The organism is Chryseobacterium sp. PET-29 (assembly GCF_025736815.1).
Lineage (GTDB): Bacteria > Bacteroidota > Bacteroidia > Flavobacteriales > Weeksellaceae > Chryseobacterium > Chryseobacterium nepalense.
The window spans coordinates 2,515,614-2,531,127 of the sequence record NZ_CP107053.1; the positions used below are offsets into that span (position 1 = coordinate 2,515,614).

At 36.1% G+C, this 15,514-nt stretch carries 18 protein-coding genes; 6 read left to right on the forward strand and 12 right to left on the reverse strand.

Annotated elements, in window-relative coordinates; all coding sequences use genetic code 11:
* Positions 1-39: 39 nt before the first annotated feature.
* From ODE14_RS11165 to ruvX, 8 genes are all read right to left on the reverse strand, one after another.
* Positions 40-909 (reverse strand): hypothetical protein, encoded by an 870-nt coding sequence (locus ODE14_RS11165; RefSeq protein ID WP_263601496.1) that lies wholly within the window; start codon positions 907-909, stop codon positions 40-42.
* A gap of 2 nt (positions 910-911) precedes the next feature.
* Positions 912-1,991: an FUSC family protein gene (locus ODE14_RS11170; protein ID WP_263601497.1), complete on the reverse strand. Its 1,080-nt coding sequence runs from the start codon at positions 1,989-1,991 to the stop codon at positions 912-914.
* Position 1,992: 1 nt separating this feature from the next.
* Entirely contained in the window at positions 1,993-2,760 is a 768-nt protein-coding gene (mazG, locus tag ODE14_RS11175; protein WP_263601498.1) for a nucleoside triphosphate pyrophosphohydrolase, read from the reverse strand.
* Positions 2,761-2,936: 176 nt separating this feature from the next.
* Complete coding sequence (locus ODE14_RS11180; protein WP_263601499.1) at positions 2,937-4,268, reverse strand: hypothetical protein; 1,332 nt, start codon at positions 4,266-4,268, stop codon at positions 2,937-2,939.
* Between the two features lie 92 nt (positions 4,269-4,360).
* On the reverse strand, positions 4,361-4,945 hold the full coding sequence (locus ODE14_RS11185) for an SHOCT domain-containing protein (RefSeq protein WP_263601500.1): 585 nt from the start codon (positions 4,943-4,945) through the stop codon (positions 4,361-4,363).
* 257 nt (positions 4,946-5,202) lie between these two features.
* A complete protein-coding gene (locus ODE14_RS11190; RefSeq protein ID WP_263601501.1) occupies positions 5,203-5,766 on the reverse strand; it encodes a DUF5606 domain-containing protein in 564 nt (187 codons plus the stop codon).
* Between the two features lie 97 nt (positions 5,767-5,863).
* Positions 5,864-6,436: a peptide deformylase gene (gene def, locus ODE14_RS11195; protein ID WP_066440264.1), complete on the reverse strand. Its 573-nt coding sequence runs from the start codon at positions 6,434-6,436 to the stop codon at positions 5,864-5,866.
* A complete protein-coding gene (gene ruvX / locus ODE14_RS11200) occupies positions 6,433-6,849 on the reverse strand; it encodes a Holliday junction resolvase RuvX (RefSeq protein ID WP_263601502.1) in 417 nt (138 codons plus the stop codon). Before ruvX ends, def begins: the two co-directional genes overlap by 4 nt.
* A gap of 113 nt (positions 6,850-6,962) precedes the next feature.
* Here ruvX and ODE14_RS11205 point away from each other — a divergent pair, with 113 nt between their 5' ends.
* Entirely contained in the window at positions 6,963-7,442 is a 480-nt protein-coding gene (locus ODE14_RS11205) for a SixA phosphatase family protein (protein WP_248390867.1), read from the forward strand.
* A 167-nt stretch (positions 7,443-7,609) separates the two neighbouring features.
* On the opposite strand, the gene ODE14_RS11210 is transcribed toward ODE14_RS11205, so the two are convergent.
* Positions 7,610-9,154, reverse strand: coding sequence for a serine hydrolase (locus ODE14_RS11210; protein ID WP_263601503.1), 1,545 nt, complete (start codon positions 9,152-9,154; stop codon positions 7,610-7,612).
* 144 nt (positions 9,155-9,298) lie between these two features.
* On the opposite strand from ODE14_RS11210, the gene ODE14_RS11215 reads away from it, so the two are divergent.
* From ODE14_RS11215 to ODE14_RS11235, 5 genes are all read left to right on the forward strand, one after another.
* Positions 9,299-9,748: a hypothetical protein gene (locus ODE14_RS11215; protein WP_248390861.1), complete on the forward strand. Its 450-nt coding sequence runs from the start codon at positions 9,299-9,301 to the stop codon at positions 9,746-9,748.
* Complete coding sequence (locus tag ODE14_RS11220) at positions 9,748-10,245, forward strand: metallophosphoesterase family protein (RefSeq protein WP_248390858.1); 498 nt, start codon at positions 9,748-9,750, stop codon at positions 10,243-10,245. The genes ODE14_RS11215 and ODE14_RS11220 overlap by 1 nt, the downstream gene beginning before the upstream one ends.
* A 46-nt stretch (positions 10,246-10,291) precedes the next feature.
* On the forward strand, positions 10,292-10,786 hold the full coding sequence (locus ODE14_RS11225; RefSeq protein WP_248390854.1) for a Smr/MutS family protein: 495 nt from the start codon (positions 10,292-10,294) through the stop codon (positions 10,784-10,786).
* Positions 10,787-10,804: 18 nt separating this feature from the next.
* A complete protein-coding gene (locus ODE14_RS11230; protein ID WP_248390851.1) occupies positions 10,805-11,521 on the forward strand; it encodes a DUF3822 family protein in 717 nt (238 codons plus the stop codon).
* 64 nt (positions 11,522-11,585) lie between these two features.
* Entirely contained in the window at positions 11,586-12,170 is a 585-nt protein-coding gene (locus ODE14_RS11235) for an RsmD family RNA methyltransferase (protein ID WP_248390848.1), read from the forward strand.
* Positions 12,171-12,398: 228 nt separating this feature from the next.
* Here ODE14_RS11235 and murI read toward each other — a convergent pair whose 3' ends face one another.
* The 3 genes from murI to ODE14_RS11250 form a co-directional block, all read right to left on the reverse strand.
* A complete protein-coding gene (gene murI, locus ODE14_RS11240; RefSeq protein WP_248390843.1) occupies positions 12,399-13,229 on the reverse strand; it encodes a glutamate racemase in 831 nt (276 codons plus the stop codon).
* Positions 13,230-13,338: 109 nt separating this feature from the next.
* On the reverse strand, positions 13,339-14,463 hold the full coding sequence (hemW, locus tag ODE14_RS11245; protein ID WP_263603838.1) for a radical SAM family heme chaperone HemW: 1,125 nt from the start codon (positions 14,461-14,463) through the stop codon (positions 13,339-13,341).
* A 50-nt stretch (positions 14,464-14,513) separates the two neighbouring features.
* Complete coding sequence (locus ODE14_RS11250) at positions 14,514-15,464, reverse strand: type IX secretion system membrane protein PorP/SprF (RefSeq protein WP_248390838.1); 951 nt, start codon at positions 15,462-15,464, stop codon at positions 14,514-14,516.
* Positions 15,465-15,514: the final 50 nt, after the last annotated feature.

The window sequence follows — 15,514 nt, forward strand, 5'->3', positions numbered from 1 at the left end:
GTTATTTTTCAGCCGCAAAAATACAATTTCCGGGACAACTCAGAAAGAAAACTTATACACATTACCTCCCTCTTTTCCGTCCTTTTCATCGGCAATGAGCAAAGTTCTATCATCAAGATATACAACAGCTTCTTTCTGAGAATTGTGGTTTAACGGAGTTTTTTGAATAACCGCTGTTTCAAAATTTTTATCAAAAAGAGATGAAAGTACATAAACATTTTTATGAGTAAGCAGTACAACTTGGTTTCTGCTGTTAATAGCTGCTGAAGTAATTGCCGCATCGCTGTATCCTCCCTGCAGTTTTAGTGTTGCAATTAATTTCGCTTCAAAATTACCGGCTTTATTAGGAACCTGAAAAACAAGAAAAGTCCCGTCGAAACCTTTGCTTCTGTTTTTGGTAAAGAGGTAAAAGTAGCCGTCTTTCTCTACAAAAGCTTCACAGTCATAGAGCCAATGAGATTTCTTTGGTGGAAACGCAATCTGCCCTTCATAATGATAGGTTGTGGTCTGAGTAACGTTTGTGGATTTTTGGGAAGCATCTTTCAAATCAACTTTTAAAATGGATAAATTGCGCCTGTCGTTGTCATTATTTCCAAAATCACCGATGTAAATATTTCCCTGAGCATCTGTGGTTATATCTTCCCAGTCGTGGTTTTCCGCATTTTCTACCAGAACATCGGCGATCTGTTTTCCCTGTCTGTCCAGTCCGTAAATCACGTTTTTATTTCCCTGATCTTCAATCGCCCAGATTGTTTTTTTATCCTTTGATAAAGTAATTCCGGAAACTTCCTTGAGCTTTTTAGGCAAAGAAAACTCAACGGTAAGTGCCTCTCCGGACTTCTGGGAGTCCTGAGCTTTCGGATTGCAGCTGAGTAAAAGGAATGCTGATAAAACAAGAACGCGCAACATATCTATTTTTTTAATTTTTTAAACTGAAAATAAGAGAACCTGATATTTTTCTCTAAATTATTAATAATCTGCTGATGATGGAGAAAAAATCCTGCTGCCAGACCAATCAGGCTGCCAATGACTGTATCAATAAGCCTTGCCTGCATCAATGTTTCCACATGATGATGCGTTTCGCTTGCTGTTTCTGCCAGAAGAATCGTTAAGGGTGTGATGAAAATTACCGCAAATCCATAATTTCTGACAATTAATAATTCAATAATAAACTGTAAAATCGTGATAATGATAATCATCACGATCTTTTCCGGATTGAATAAAAGGATAACCCAAGCCAGCCCGATCCCGATGAACGTTCCTAAAATCCTGTGCATATTCCTTTGTCTTACATGCTCAAAATTTCTTCCCTGGATGATCGCAACTGCTGCAATGGAAATCCAATAAGTATTGTTAAAATGTAAAAGATGCCCGATGATTAATGTCAGCGCCATGAAGAAGCCAATGATGGCACTTTCTACAAATTTGGTATATCTTCTTTTGTTGAATGTTCTTCTCGGGACGGCAACCACTTTGCTTTTTTCAATAAAAACCGAATACAGGAAGGCGAATGAGCAGGATAATATCGCTCCCATCGCAACAAGTCCCACACGTGCCGGAATGAGTTCCGGATCAAATCTATACGTACTGGCCATTGCGGCAACCATAATAAAGAAAAAATTTCCTGGCGGCGGAATTTTATAGTACGAAGATATAAAATGGGCTAAAAAAGAAATTATTCCCAACGACAAAGCTCCTGCATACGCATTAAACCCGAAAAACGAGCTTACCGAAAATGAAAAGACAATTCCAAAAGCGCATACCGCGAGATGGATCATTCTCTGCGTGATTGGTGCGGAAGTAAAGTATAAAATCGTAAGTGCTCCCAAACTGGAAAGTGCACCATAGTTAGGTTTCCCTGAAAAATAACCGATAAATAAACAGCTGCCGATGCAGAGTGCTGCCAGAAAGGGGAAATGCCATTTCCGTTCGGTCTGTTTAAATTCCAGTAAATACTGAAACCGGTGATGTATCGGGTTTTGTACTTTCATGTTATTGCAATTGTTTTGCTTCTTCCCAAAGAACATCCATTTCTTCCAGCGACAAATCGGCCAGCTTCAGGTTTTTTTCCGAAGCCAAATTTTCCATCTTCTGAAATCTCGAGATGAACTTTATATTGGTTCTTTCCAATGCAGAATCCGGATTGATCCCTACAATCCTCGCATAGTTGATCAGAGAGAAAAACACATCGCCCAGCTCCTGCTCTTTTTTGTCCAGATCAGTTTCGTCGTGAAATTCCCGGATTTCTTCATCCACTTTTTTCCACGCATCTTCCGCGTCGTGAAATTCAAAGCCGATTCCTTTTACTTTGTCCTGAATTCTATATGCTTTTACCAGACTCGGCAGGCTCTTCGGAACGCCGCCCAGGATGGATTTGTTGCCTTCTTTCAGCTTCAATTTTTCCCAGTTCTGCTTTACCTCTTCTTCATCTTTCACTTCGGTATCTCCGTAAATATGAGGATGGCGGAATATCAGCTTTTCATTTAAAGAATTGATCACATCTGCAATATCGAAACTTTCTTTCTCCGAACCGATCTTCGCATAAAAAACCAGATGCAGCAATACATCGCCCAGCTCTTTTTTAATTTCCTGCAAGTCATTCTGCAAAATCGCATCCGAAAGTTCATAAGTTTCCTCCAGCGTCAGATGGCGAAGCGATTCCAGTGTCTGCTTCTGATCCCACGGGCATTTTTCCCGCAGATCGTCCATAATATCCAATAATCTTCCGAAAGCTTCCAGTTTTTCCTGTTTGGTATTCATAGTTGAGAATTCAAGTCTTACAAATTTACGGGAAATCTTTCTGAATGGTGTTTTCTTGAAACAAAAGAATAATTAATATAACACATGAACATAATTTAACAGAGTCACTATTGAACATCCGTTATTTTATATATTACCAATATATATATTTTTTAATTAAATTTGATAGCTGCTCTTTATTTTTCTGTTGAATTAACTGTTATTATTTCTCTATTTTCTTCTTTAAAAAATTTTGAATTGCTTTTAAATTCATTATATTCTGATGTAGCTCTAAATTCCCGTAAAATTGGAAATTCCTCTAAACGCTCAATATTAGTTTGATTTGTCTCAAGAACAATCGGAAGTATTTCAATTATTTTTTCTGTTTCACCTCGAATTGCAAAAAGACCCAATTGAAAAATTTCCTTTTTGTCAGAATAATCTGCTTTTTCAATTTCCTTTACAATTTTAGAGTATTGACCTAGTTCTTTTTTACAAAACCAATAATTAATTTGTGCATAAGTTTTATCAACTGGGTTAATCTTTGCGTCATTGAGCAGAAAAAAGCATAGTCCTTCACTGATATCCCATCTTGAATGTAAAAGGTTTTCATAAACAATACTACTAAGTATTTCACCTCTATTTTCATTTTCTGGGCTAAGCTTTTTCCATAATTCAGCACCTATTAAGATAAATGCTTTTTGTAATTTACATATTGAATTTTCAAGATATTCTTTTTTTACTACTAATTTTTCTCCTACTTGAATATTTTCTCTTAAACTTTCTTTAACCTTAGATATATAAATTGAATTAACTATTCCCCCATTGTGTACGAACAAATTTCTTCTCTGGTATATTTCAATTAATTCATCCATAAGATCTTTGAGATAGCCAAGGCCCAAACCTATTTCATCTTTAAGCAAATTTGTCCAACTCTCGAAATTACCTCTTAAAACTTCATCTATTTTAACGTCAATGAGATGTTTTTCAGCATCTTCAACCGAACCAAAAGTTTTCAAATCTTTTAATGTCAAAGTTCTCTTTTGAACACCAGCCGAATCAGGATGCTCATCATAATAATAATGCAGAATTTGTGAAAAGAACCATTCGACATTACTTAAAAGTGAGATCAGAGAATTTGTATATAATAAATTTATATGCTTATTAGCTTTTCTTATATTTGAAATGTGATCACCAATTGTGCCATCACTTGATTTTATTTTTACTAAGAAGTACTTTTTATCGTCATCGGTTTCTTCTTTTTCAAAAGTCACTTCAGTTTCTTTGGAATATTTAGAATCAATTTGATTTTGAATTTTTTCTTGCATTTCCAGATACTTCTCTTTTTGTTCTTCTTCCAATTCAGAATCTTCTGAAAGAATTTCTTTCAGCAAAGCGGAAGTAACAAGAGGCCTTACATGTTTATTATGCTCCTCAACTTTATCATTTAAAAATGGGTTTATTAATTCAACAAAGTCTCGAAGGCCTGTAAGACTTTCATTGAAATCAATTATATGCTTGTCTAACATTTTCTTTTTTTATTTTTTATTATAGTATTAAATTCTAATTAATGTAATTTGCAAAATTAAATATGTAAACTGCATTGATATTCACATCAATTTTAATTACTCTCTAACAATTTTTTCTTTTGAATATCATATTCCTCTTTTGTAAGGATACCATCGTCAAGAAGCCTTTTTAATTTGACAATTTCATCAGCAATGCTAATATTTTGTTTAAGTTCAACAATCGCAGCTTTTGGTTTAGGTTTAAATTGTTCAGGTACAATAATTTCACCTGCCGCAATTGCATTATCTACATCGATTTCATATCGACCTGAACCAAATGTTATCAAAGGCTCGAAAGTTTGCCCGATACGTTGATTTCCACGAACAACAATTTTAACAACTTTACCTTTGTGACCAGCCATATTTCTTGGTAACGAGAGCTGTGATTTATTATAGCTATTATTATCTGTCATCATCATTATTGTTCCAAAACCTGTAGAGTTTCTACGAATAAATTTGAAATCACCGTCAGGCGTTGATCCTGTTCCCAAATTTATATCCTGACCAATAATGATTTTAAATCCACTTTTTGTAATTAAAGTATCTCCTACCAGTTTAGGCTGCATATCATCTTTTTGCTGTGAAAAAGTATTTGCAAAAATTAATAAAATTAATAAAGAGGTTAAATTTTTTTTCATTTTAATTTAATAATAGTAATATATTCTTATAGTTAAAAATTTTACAAAAAAAAGACAAATAGCCTAATAATTTTCAAATATAACTAACTAAAATATTATTTTTATGTGGATTACCGTAAAGGCAAATATAATTATGTAGAGTATAATCATAATCCGTATTTATACTGAATTTTTAATAAAATATTCTCATTATATCGCAATAACAAAAAACCCCATCAAAATCTGATGAGGTTCTATTTTTAAGTAAGATAAATCAATTATCCCTGTTTTCTGTGCGTGCTTTTCGGAGCGGCTTTGGCTGCAGAAGTTGCTTTTACTTTTGGAGCGGCTGGCTTTTCAGCTTTTGGGGCTGCTTTTTTAGGCGCTTCTTTTTCTACGCTTACTTCTTCCGTTGCCGGTTCGCCTTCCAATGTTTCAGGCTCTGCTTTTACAAAGCTTTCCGGAGTGATGTATCCTGCTTTATGAAGAATGTTGTACCACTGTGCCAGTTTTTTGATATCGGAAGCATATACTCTTTCGGTATCGTAATTAGGAAGAGAAGCCGTCATGAATTCTTTCAGTTCAGCATCAGATGCTTTGTGGTGGATGGCTTCTTTGTAGTCATAGTTTTTGGCAATATTTTCAAAAACTTCGAACAAAGGAACTTCTTTATCAAAAGTGAACATCGCAATATTGTCCAACAGGCTCACCTGGCTGGAATTCCCAATGCTTACTTTTTTCTTCGTGGTAACATCTTCAATGATAAATCCGTTTCTTAATTGAGAAACTAATTTGTAAAGTCCTGGTTTTCCTGAAATTGAAATTATTTTTTCTAACAGCATAATTTTATTTTTTGTAAATTCTGCAATCGGCTATTCACTTCGACAAGCTCTGTGTGACAACTTTTTGCTTTTCTAATTTTCTTTATTCTATTGTAAACTATTTTGGAAATCTCATTTTGTAACCGATGCTTACGTCACCCTGGGTAATTTTGGTCAGTTTCCCTTTTACCAGCTTCTTTTTCAGTGCGCTGAGGTGGTCTGTAAACAAAATTCCTTCAATGTGATCATATTCATGCTGAATTACGCGGGCTCTAATATCGGAAAAAGTTTCTGTATGTTTTACAAAATTTTCGTCATAATATTCGATCACGATCGTACCTTTTCTTTTTACATCTTCTCTCACATCCGGAATAGAAAGACATCCTTCGTTGAATTTCCACTCTTCCCCGGATTCTTCAAGAATTTTAGCATTGATGAAAACTTTTTTGAATTCTGCCAGCTCATCTTTGATGTCCTCATAATCTTCATCTTCCGCCAAAGGACTTACATCAATGACAAACAGACGGATATCCAGCCCGATCTGCGGTGCCGCCAAACCAATTCCGTTGGCACTGTACATGGTTTCGAACATGTTTTCTATCAATTCCTGCAGGTTGGGATAATCCTGATCAATATCCTTTCCTACTTTTCTTAACACGGGGTCACCAAAGGCTCTTATCGGTAAAATCATCTTGTTCTTTGTTCTAAAAAATTCTGCAATATGATGGTTGCACTTACTTTATCTATTAATCCTTTCTGCTGTCTCTGCTTTTTATTCTTTCCGCTCTGGGAGATAAAAAAAGAAGCCATCTTGGATGTAAATCTTTCATCGAAGCGGTTGACCTTAACTGTTGGAAATTCTTTTTTAAAAATTTCTATAAACTGCAGAATGTCGGTTTCCACTTCGGAGATATTTCCTTTCAAATCTACGGGAAGACCGATCACAACTTCATCTACTTTATTTTCGCTGAAATATTTCTTTAAAAATTCAGTAAGAAGCGGAGTCGATACCGTATCCAGACCGCTTGCAATGATCTGCATATCGTCGGTTGCGGCAATTCCACAACGTGTCTTTCCATAGTCTATTGCAAGGATTTGTCCCATAGGTTTGCAAATTTAGTAAATTTTAATGATTTTATTCTAAACACATTTTTTTTATAAATCATGTTTTTATTCCGCTAATTTTTTTATAATTTTAATTTTCTAAAAACGATAATATGAAGAGACTCATTCTCGTAAGACATGCGAAGAGCGACTGGCCGGAGGAAACAGAGGACTTCGACAGACCATTGGCAGACAAGGGGTTGGAAGAAGCGATGCATATGTCCCGGTTTATGAAAAACAACAATGTGGCGATAGACTATTTTGTCTCGAGTCCCGCCGTGCGTGCACTGAATACCTGCAGAATTTTCAACCAGTCCTACCATATCAATATTACAACGAATGAGAAGCTTTACAATCCTTCGGAAAGCAATTTTGAGTCTGTGATCTATGATCTTGACGACAATGTAAATTCCGTAGCGTTTTTTTCCCATAACAACGGAATCTCCAATTTTGCGAATTCCATTTCCGAAGATATCTTTCACTTTCCGACCTGCGGCGTTGCGGGTTTTGAGATCGACTGCAATTCGTGGTCCGAGTTCGACGGTGCTAAAAAGAGACTGATGTTTTTCTATGATCCCGGAAAAATAAAATGATACGATCCGGTGACTTCGAGAGCCTCAGTCACCGAATCGTATCAATTCTTATGCAAAAAAATCAAAGATTTTTAAAAACTCATGTGTTCTAAAATATGCGCAAAGCTTTATTGTTTATCTAATGTGACTTATGTGTTTAAAAAGCTTCTGTGACTTTTGCGGTTAATTTATTTCCGTTTCAAATCCAGATCATCAAAATCAAAACTGAAATCTGTAACATCAGAAATCGGTTTTAATCTCGCCGATTGCGCTTTTCCTGTTTCATCATAATCAAAAATAATGTAGGCATCGGCATCGTAGCTTCTGTCGTCCCATTTGATGATGAAAGAATTATTGGAATACGGCAGCAGCTCCCCTTTTAATCTTGGAGAACTTTTGCAGGAAATCCTGTAGGCATTTCCCTGCCGAGCAATTTCCACATCTCCAAACCATTGATCAGTGTACGTTCCGGTAAATTGTTCTGCTTTTGGCTGAAGGTTTTTATCTTTCCTGAAAGCTTCCGATTTGGCAAACGCTTCTTTTTTCTGTTTGTCGAAACTTTCTTCCATTTTCTTCATCCTTTCGCCGTAGGTTTTCAGCCAGTTTCTGTCGGCCACACCCAGATAAGAATCTTTTACGGTATTGGTAATGGTATTAAAAGCCGCTCCGGACTGTTGATTGGTTAACACTACAATTCCCAGTTTCATATCCGGAATTAAGGTAAACTGCGTCACCGTTCCGATCAGCCCGCCCGTGTGCTGAACCTGTTTATGCCCTTTCACATCACTTAAAAACCATCCCATTCCATATCCGTAGAAACTGGTATCATAAGGGTTTTTCGCTGCAACGCCGCTTGGAATCTGTAAACTCCAAAGCTGCTGGACATTTTTGTCTGAAACTAATTTTTTACCGTCTTTCGTGGTGAAATTATTCAATAGAAATTCTGCCCATGTGGTCATGTCTTTGATGTTGCTCATAATACCTCCTGCTGCATTGGCCGTTTCGTTCCAGTCGTGAGGAACAGCGATGGCTTTTCCGTCAACCGGTGCGTGTGCATCGATCTTATTGGCTACCGTCTTTGCCCTGTTATAGCTTCCGAAACTTGAAGTCATCCCAACCGGCTTCATGATTCTCTGTTCGATAAATTCGGCCCAGCTTAATCCAGAAATTCTGTGAATCACTTCTCCGGCAACGATAAACATGATGTTGTTATAATCTAAAGTTGTCCTGAAAGGATTTTCAGGTTTTAAATACCGTACATTATGAACAATATCGTTCACCGTTAAATTTCCTCCTTCAGGAAAAAACATCAAATCTCCCTGTCCCAGTCCTAATCCCGCTCTGTGCGTTACGAGATCTTTAATGGTTACATTTTGGGAAACATAGGGATCGTACATTTGAAATTCCGGGATGTATTTTGAAACTTTATCGTCCCAGTTCAGTTTTCCTTCATCCGCTAAAATTGCCAAAGCTGTACAGGTAAAGCCTTTGGAGTTGGAGGCAATCCCCACCAGTGTATTGTCGTCCATTGGCTGTTTCGCTGTTAAAGAGCGTACGCCAAAGCCTTTTGAGTAAATAACTTTACCATCCTTAATGATTCCGACTGACATTCCCGGTACATCAAAGGTTTTCAGCGTGTTCTGTATTAGTTCATCTAATTTTTTCTCTTCAACCTGTGCATTGGCTAAACCAACCGTCAGCAAAAGAAGGAAAATAGAAAGTTTCTGCTTCATTTTTTTTGCCTAAAGGTAATAAATTATCATGTTCTGATTTAACCTTAATTTAAGACGTTTCATTCATATCTTTTTAACGTTCTTAAAAAATCAGTTTCCGGAATTTTTTTTAAGTTTATCTTTGTGAAAATTTAAACATTAACAATGAAAACGAAAAAACTACTGACTTTATTTCTATTAATTTCCGGCCTAAGCTTTTATTTTTCCCAAGAAGTTGTCATTAAGGATGATAAGGTTCTGCTGGATGGGAAACAGATTCTGAAAGCCGAAAAAATAAATGTCCTGCAGTATTCATTTTACAGCATGAAAGATGATGAAGAAATTCTCATGTTCAGACAAATGGATAATGAAACGCCAAAATATATGGACGATGATTATTATGTTTTAAATTTCCTAACTGAAAAAACAAAGGTTGAATCCACTGATTTTACAAAAATCTTAAATTTCATGAACTCCAGAAAAGCCATGGAAAAGCTGATCAAATGGCTATTAAAAGAAAGAGTGATCAATAATGATGGTGAATTGAATCCTGAAAGAGTGCAGACATTCAAGGAAAAATACGACGAAAATATTACCGACAGAACCTTTAGATAATGACAAAAATCCTTCTCCTTTCCGATTCTCATTCATACATAGATGACCGTATTTTAGAATATGCCCGACAGGCTGATGAAATCTGGCACGGTGGAGATTTCGGCAGCATGGAAGTGATTGAGCAGCTGGAAAAAATAAAACCTCTAAAAGGCGTTTACGGAAATATCGACAATGCAAAAATAAGATCGGAATTTCCCGAAGTGAATCGTTTCTTTTGTGAAGATGTGGAAGTTCTGATGGTCCACATCGGCGGTTATCCCGGAAAATACACACCTGTGACCAGGCAGGAAATTGCTGCAAAGGCCCCTACATTATTTATTTCAGGGCATTCTCATATTTTAAAGGTGATGTTTGATCAGAAAAACAATCTGCTTCATCTCAATCCGGGAGCATGCGGAAAGCAGGGATGGCATAAGGTACGAACGATGATGCGTTTTGTGATTGACGGTTCGGAAATCAGGGATCTGGAAGTTATTGAACTCGGACCTAAGGTTTAAGTTCAGGGGTTAAAGTTCAAGGTTTAGAGTTTAGAGTTTAGAGTTTATGAAAATTGGTGATAAAGTTTCTGTGGTAGATGAGGATTTGAGCGGAATTGTAACTTCGGTCAACGGAAATATTGTTGTTTTTAAAGATGAATACGGATTTACCTACCAATATCCGAAAGAAAAATTGGTTCCGAAAAGTTCGGATTTATATGAAAATATCAAAATTGTAAAAAAACCGGAACCCAAGAAAAACATTTCGAAAAAGCATCAGAAAAATGCGTTGGTTCTGGATCTGCACTTTCATAATCTGGTCAAAAACCCCAATGATTATGATAGTTTTGAAAGGCTTTTCATTCAGAAGGAAAGATTACTCGAAACCTTGAGTTTTTGCAGGAAAAACCATCTTAAAAGATTGGAGATTGTTCACGGAATCGGCGACGGTGTTCTGCAGAGAATGGTTTGGGATATTCTGGAAAGCCAGACCGGACTGGATTTTTACAATAAGGAAATACTTCACCATCAATCGGGTGCTGTAATGGTAGAATTTCACTAAATTTGCAGGAATTGAACTATGAACATACTTAATTTACTTTTCACCAAAGACGGACTAACCTACCAGATTGCAAAAAACAAAAGCATCGTGGAAGAAAAATCCTACTTCAAAGATGAAGAATCTCCGGAGAATCTTATTGCAGATAAACTGGATGAAGTATTGATCAAACAGCGGTTTGATGAAATTCATGTTATTTCCGCACTCAATCATTTTACGCTGATGCCGGAAGGCTTTTCCGAGCACGAAGCAGGATTTGACCTGATCGCTTTTAATGCTCCCGTTGATAAGGAAAAAGAAGAGCTGATGTTATCGATCAACGAGAAATTCAAGGTTCAGTTTTATTATACGTTTCCGAAGAATTTTTATAAAAAGATAAAAGAGCCGGCTTTGCCTGTGAACTTTAATTTTTCGGGTGAGAAATTTCTGAATTCCATTCAAAATAAAAACAATAAGGAAATTCATATCAACCTTTATCATAATCAGTGTGAATTTTTCGCGATAGATCAGAAGAAAATTATTTTATACAATAATCTTGATGTAAATTCTGAAGTGGATTTTTTATATTTCATCATGTTTACTTTAAGCAAGATCGGTTTCGGGATCAATGAAACCCATTTCTTTGCCTACGGTGAAACCACTGAAAATGAAACTTTTATTTCAGAGCTTCAGAAGTTTGTTAAAAATCTGAAAATCGTATACGATAATATTCCCAATAAAAATTTTATATTAAATTAGACTTGAAAAATCGGGTTAAAGCTTATTTTTTCCTGACCGTTCTACCGTCTAAAACCCAATACTTATGTACAGAATCATTTCAGGCAAATGGAAAGCCAAGAAAATAGCAGCTCCCAGAAATTTTGATGTAAGGCCCACCACGGACTTTGCGAAAGAGGCGCTTTTCAGTATTTTGGAAAATACCTATGATATGCAGTCGGTTTCCGTGCTTGATCTTTTTGCAGGCATCGGTTCCATTACACTTGAATTTGCTTCCAGAGGCTGTCAGGATATCACTTCCGTAGAAATGAACCCGAAACATACGGCTTTTATTAATGCTACCGCTGCTGAGCTTGATATGGCTTTGCAGGTGAATGTTCAGCGTGGAGATGTCTTCGACTGGCTTAAAAAATTCAGAAATAAAAAGTCTTTTGAGATTGTATTTTCTGATGCACCTTTCGAAATGGAAGAAAAGAAATATCAGGAAATCATTTCCCTGGTTCTAAACAATAAATACCTGAAAGAAAACGGCGTTTTAGTGGTAGAACATCAAAGCCGGATGAAATTTGACCATCCGAATTTAGTGGATACGCGAAAATACGGAAATGTAAGTTTCAGCTTTTTTGAACCGAATAAAGAAGAGGTAACAGAAATACAAAATCAGGAATAATTTCCTGATTTTTTTTATACAATTTTAACTTTATAAATTTTCCACTGCTTTTTGCATTTAATGTATCGAATTTATCAGGAGCTTTTTCCCGCTTTCCATTACAATCTTTTTTTTCAAAAAAGGATTTTCATTACAATCGGGGCTATTTTAGTTTAGTCAATAGTATAAACAGGATGGTAAGCCAGATTAAAGATAAAAGCTGTTTCAGGTAGAAACAGCTTTTTATTTTTATAATACTTTTAATTCCAAATCGATCGATTTACCGAAAAATTTCTTTGAAATTTTCTCAAAATTTTTGGTAAGATCCGAAAGGTAAAAATGATAATTCGGGTTTGGATTCTGATCATTTAGCAGATTGTATTTATCCAGAATACTTTTCAGATGGTTGGCTACGATATTCGGAGAATCAATCACACGGACACGATTTCCGTAATACTGTTTGATTTCATCAATTAACAAAGGATAATGAGTACATCCTAATATCAAGGTCTCGATATTTTTCAGTTTACTGTTACTGAGGTAATTATAAATAATTGCGTGGGTAATCGGATGATTTTTAAAACCTTCCTCAATGGCAGGAACCAATAAAGGCGTTGCTAACTCGTCCACTTTAATCCACTTATTATGTTTTCTGATGCTTTTTTTATACAAGCCCGAATTCACCGTGGCTTTTGTTGCAATTACACCAACATTATTATGAATTTCGTACGAAACTTTTTCCGCCACAGGATTGATCACGTCAATTACCGGAACTTTTCCTGCCACCGACTGCATAACTTCATTCAGTGCATTTGCGGTAGCCGTGTTGCAGGCAATTACGATCGCTTTGCAATTTTGTTCCAGCAAAAAATTAGTGATTTTTGTAGAATATTCGATAATGGCTTCCCTGGATTTTTCACCATACGGAAGGTGTTTGGTATCCCCGAAATAAATCAGATCTTCATGAGGGAGAAGTCTCTTAATTTCTTTGGCAACCGTTAAACCTCCAACTCCGCTGTCGAAAATACCAATCGGCTGCTTCGATGAAAGATGAGCGTAATCTTGCTTTTTCGTTTTCAAAATTGAACTGAAATTTTATACAAAAATAGTGAAATTGTTGGATGCCTGAAGCCGGATGTCAGAAGTTTTTTACAAACCGTCACTCTGCCTCCTGCTTCGAACCTTCTGTCTAAACCATAAACAAATCCGCGGCAATTCCGTCTGCCATAAACCAATGTTTTTCAGGAATCTTCAAATGATTTTCTTCTATGGTTACTATTCCTTCTTCAAGCTTTGGTTTTATTTGTTTTTGGAAATATTCAAGAATTTCACCGTTGAATTTTTTATTAAGCCAAGTAAGGTCAACACCCCACACTGTTCGTAAACCGATCATTATCATTTCATTAAACTGATCCTTCTGTGAAAGAATCTCTTCTTCTTTAGCCAAAAGACCGGAGTTTAATTTTTTAATATATTGCTGATTGTTGGCTACATTCCAGCTACGGACATCAAAACCATTGTATGAGTGGGCCGAAGGTCCGATTCCAAGATATTCCTTGTATTTCCAGTATGAAGAATTATGTCTGGAATAAAATCCGGGTTTTGCAAAATTGGATACTTCATAATGTTCAAAACCCTTATCTTTTAGAAAATCAGATAAATAATAGAATTCCTGATTCTGTTCCTCTTCTTTTGGGCTGATTACTTTACCTTTTGAAATCCAGTTTTCCAAGGCCGTTTTGGGCTCTACCGTTAACGCATAGGAAGAGATGTGCGGAACTTCCAGCGCAATGGTTTTATTTAAATTTTGTTTCCAGATTTCCATATTGGAAGTAGGCGAACCGTAAATGAGATCAATACTCAGGTTTTCAAATCCGAAATCCTGAGATCTTTTAATAGAGTCCTCTGCTTCGGAAGCAGTATGAGCACGGTTCATCAGTTTTAAATCTGCTTCAAAAAAACTTTGAGTGCCAATAGACAAGCGATTTATTGGAGAATCAGAGAGACCTTTCAGAAAGTTTCTATCCAGATCGTCGGGATTGGCTTCCAGTGTTATTTCAATATCTTTTTCAAAACTGAAATATTTTAAAGTTTCATCAATAAGAGATTTTATCTCGTCAGGTGAAAGTATAGAAGGGGTTCCGCCGCCAAAATAGAGAGACTGAAGGTTTTTATTTTGCAATTCATCCTTCCTGAGGAGGATTTCCTTTTTCATCGCAGCCAGCATTTCATCTTTAAAATTCAAAGATGTTGAAAAATGAAAATTGCAGTAGCTGCATTTCTGTTTGCAAAAGGGGATGTGAATATAGATCATAAAAAAAAGCCCTGAAAATTCAGAGCTCAAATTTATTTAAATTAAATTAATTAATATCTATAACCTCTGTGGTTAATGAAGTTATCGAAGTTATATCCTACTCCAAGCATGAAGCTGTTTCCTCCATATTCCTGGATATCAGACAATCCGATGTTGTAGGTAGCACCTATCATAAATTTGTTGAATCTTACTTTCACAACCGGAGCAATCTGTAATTGCTGGCTGTCGAATCTGTTCTGAACAGATCTGTAGTTTACCCCGAAAGAGAAAGAATTGATATCATTAAAGAACGTTGCCATTAAGTTATAATCAATCGTTCTTGTAGAGTTGGTGTTAAGGTTGATTAATGCTGAAGGAGTGAAATAGATATTATCACCTACATGCCAGTCATATCCTAAATTTAAAAAGAATTTGATCGGAGAAGGCTCCCGTCCGTTAACAATCGCTTCGTCGTTTGTAAGAGCAATATCATTCACGGAAACTGCTGCAAAGATATTTCTATAGGTTGCCGCTACCCCGAAATTGGCATAAGCCATAAAAATGTTGCTTTCAGTTCCCTGTAATAAAGGATCTGAAGCATCCTGTGTATTAATTTTTGAATAATCAAAATTCATGTTGTAAAAGCTTACGCTTGTACCGAAAGAGAACTGGTCTCTTCTGTCTCCTTCACTGCTAAGAGGAATAAAATATGAAGCACCAGCCGTAATACCTCCTGCAGAAATAGGACCATTACTGTCTCTGAATACAGATAAACCTGCCCCTACTCTATCAAAGATGTTCGCGTTGATCCCCACCGACTGTACGTTTGGAGACTCACTGAACTTCGAAAATTGCTGCTGATAGTTAAGATTAAGTTGCACATAGTCAGTTTTTCCGTATTGTGCTGGGTTGAACAGAAACTCACCATCCAAAAGGTATTGTTGATAGTATGGTAATGTTTCTTGTGCTTTGTATGCATTTGACAAAAGAGCTAAACATACGATAGCATATAGTTTTCTCATAACAAATCTTGATTTCAATTCAACAAATATAAAAAAATTCTCAATATATT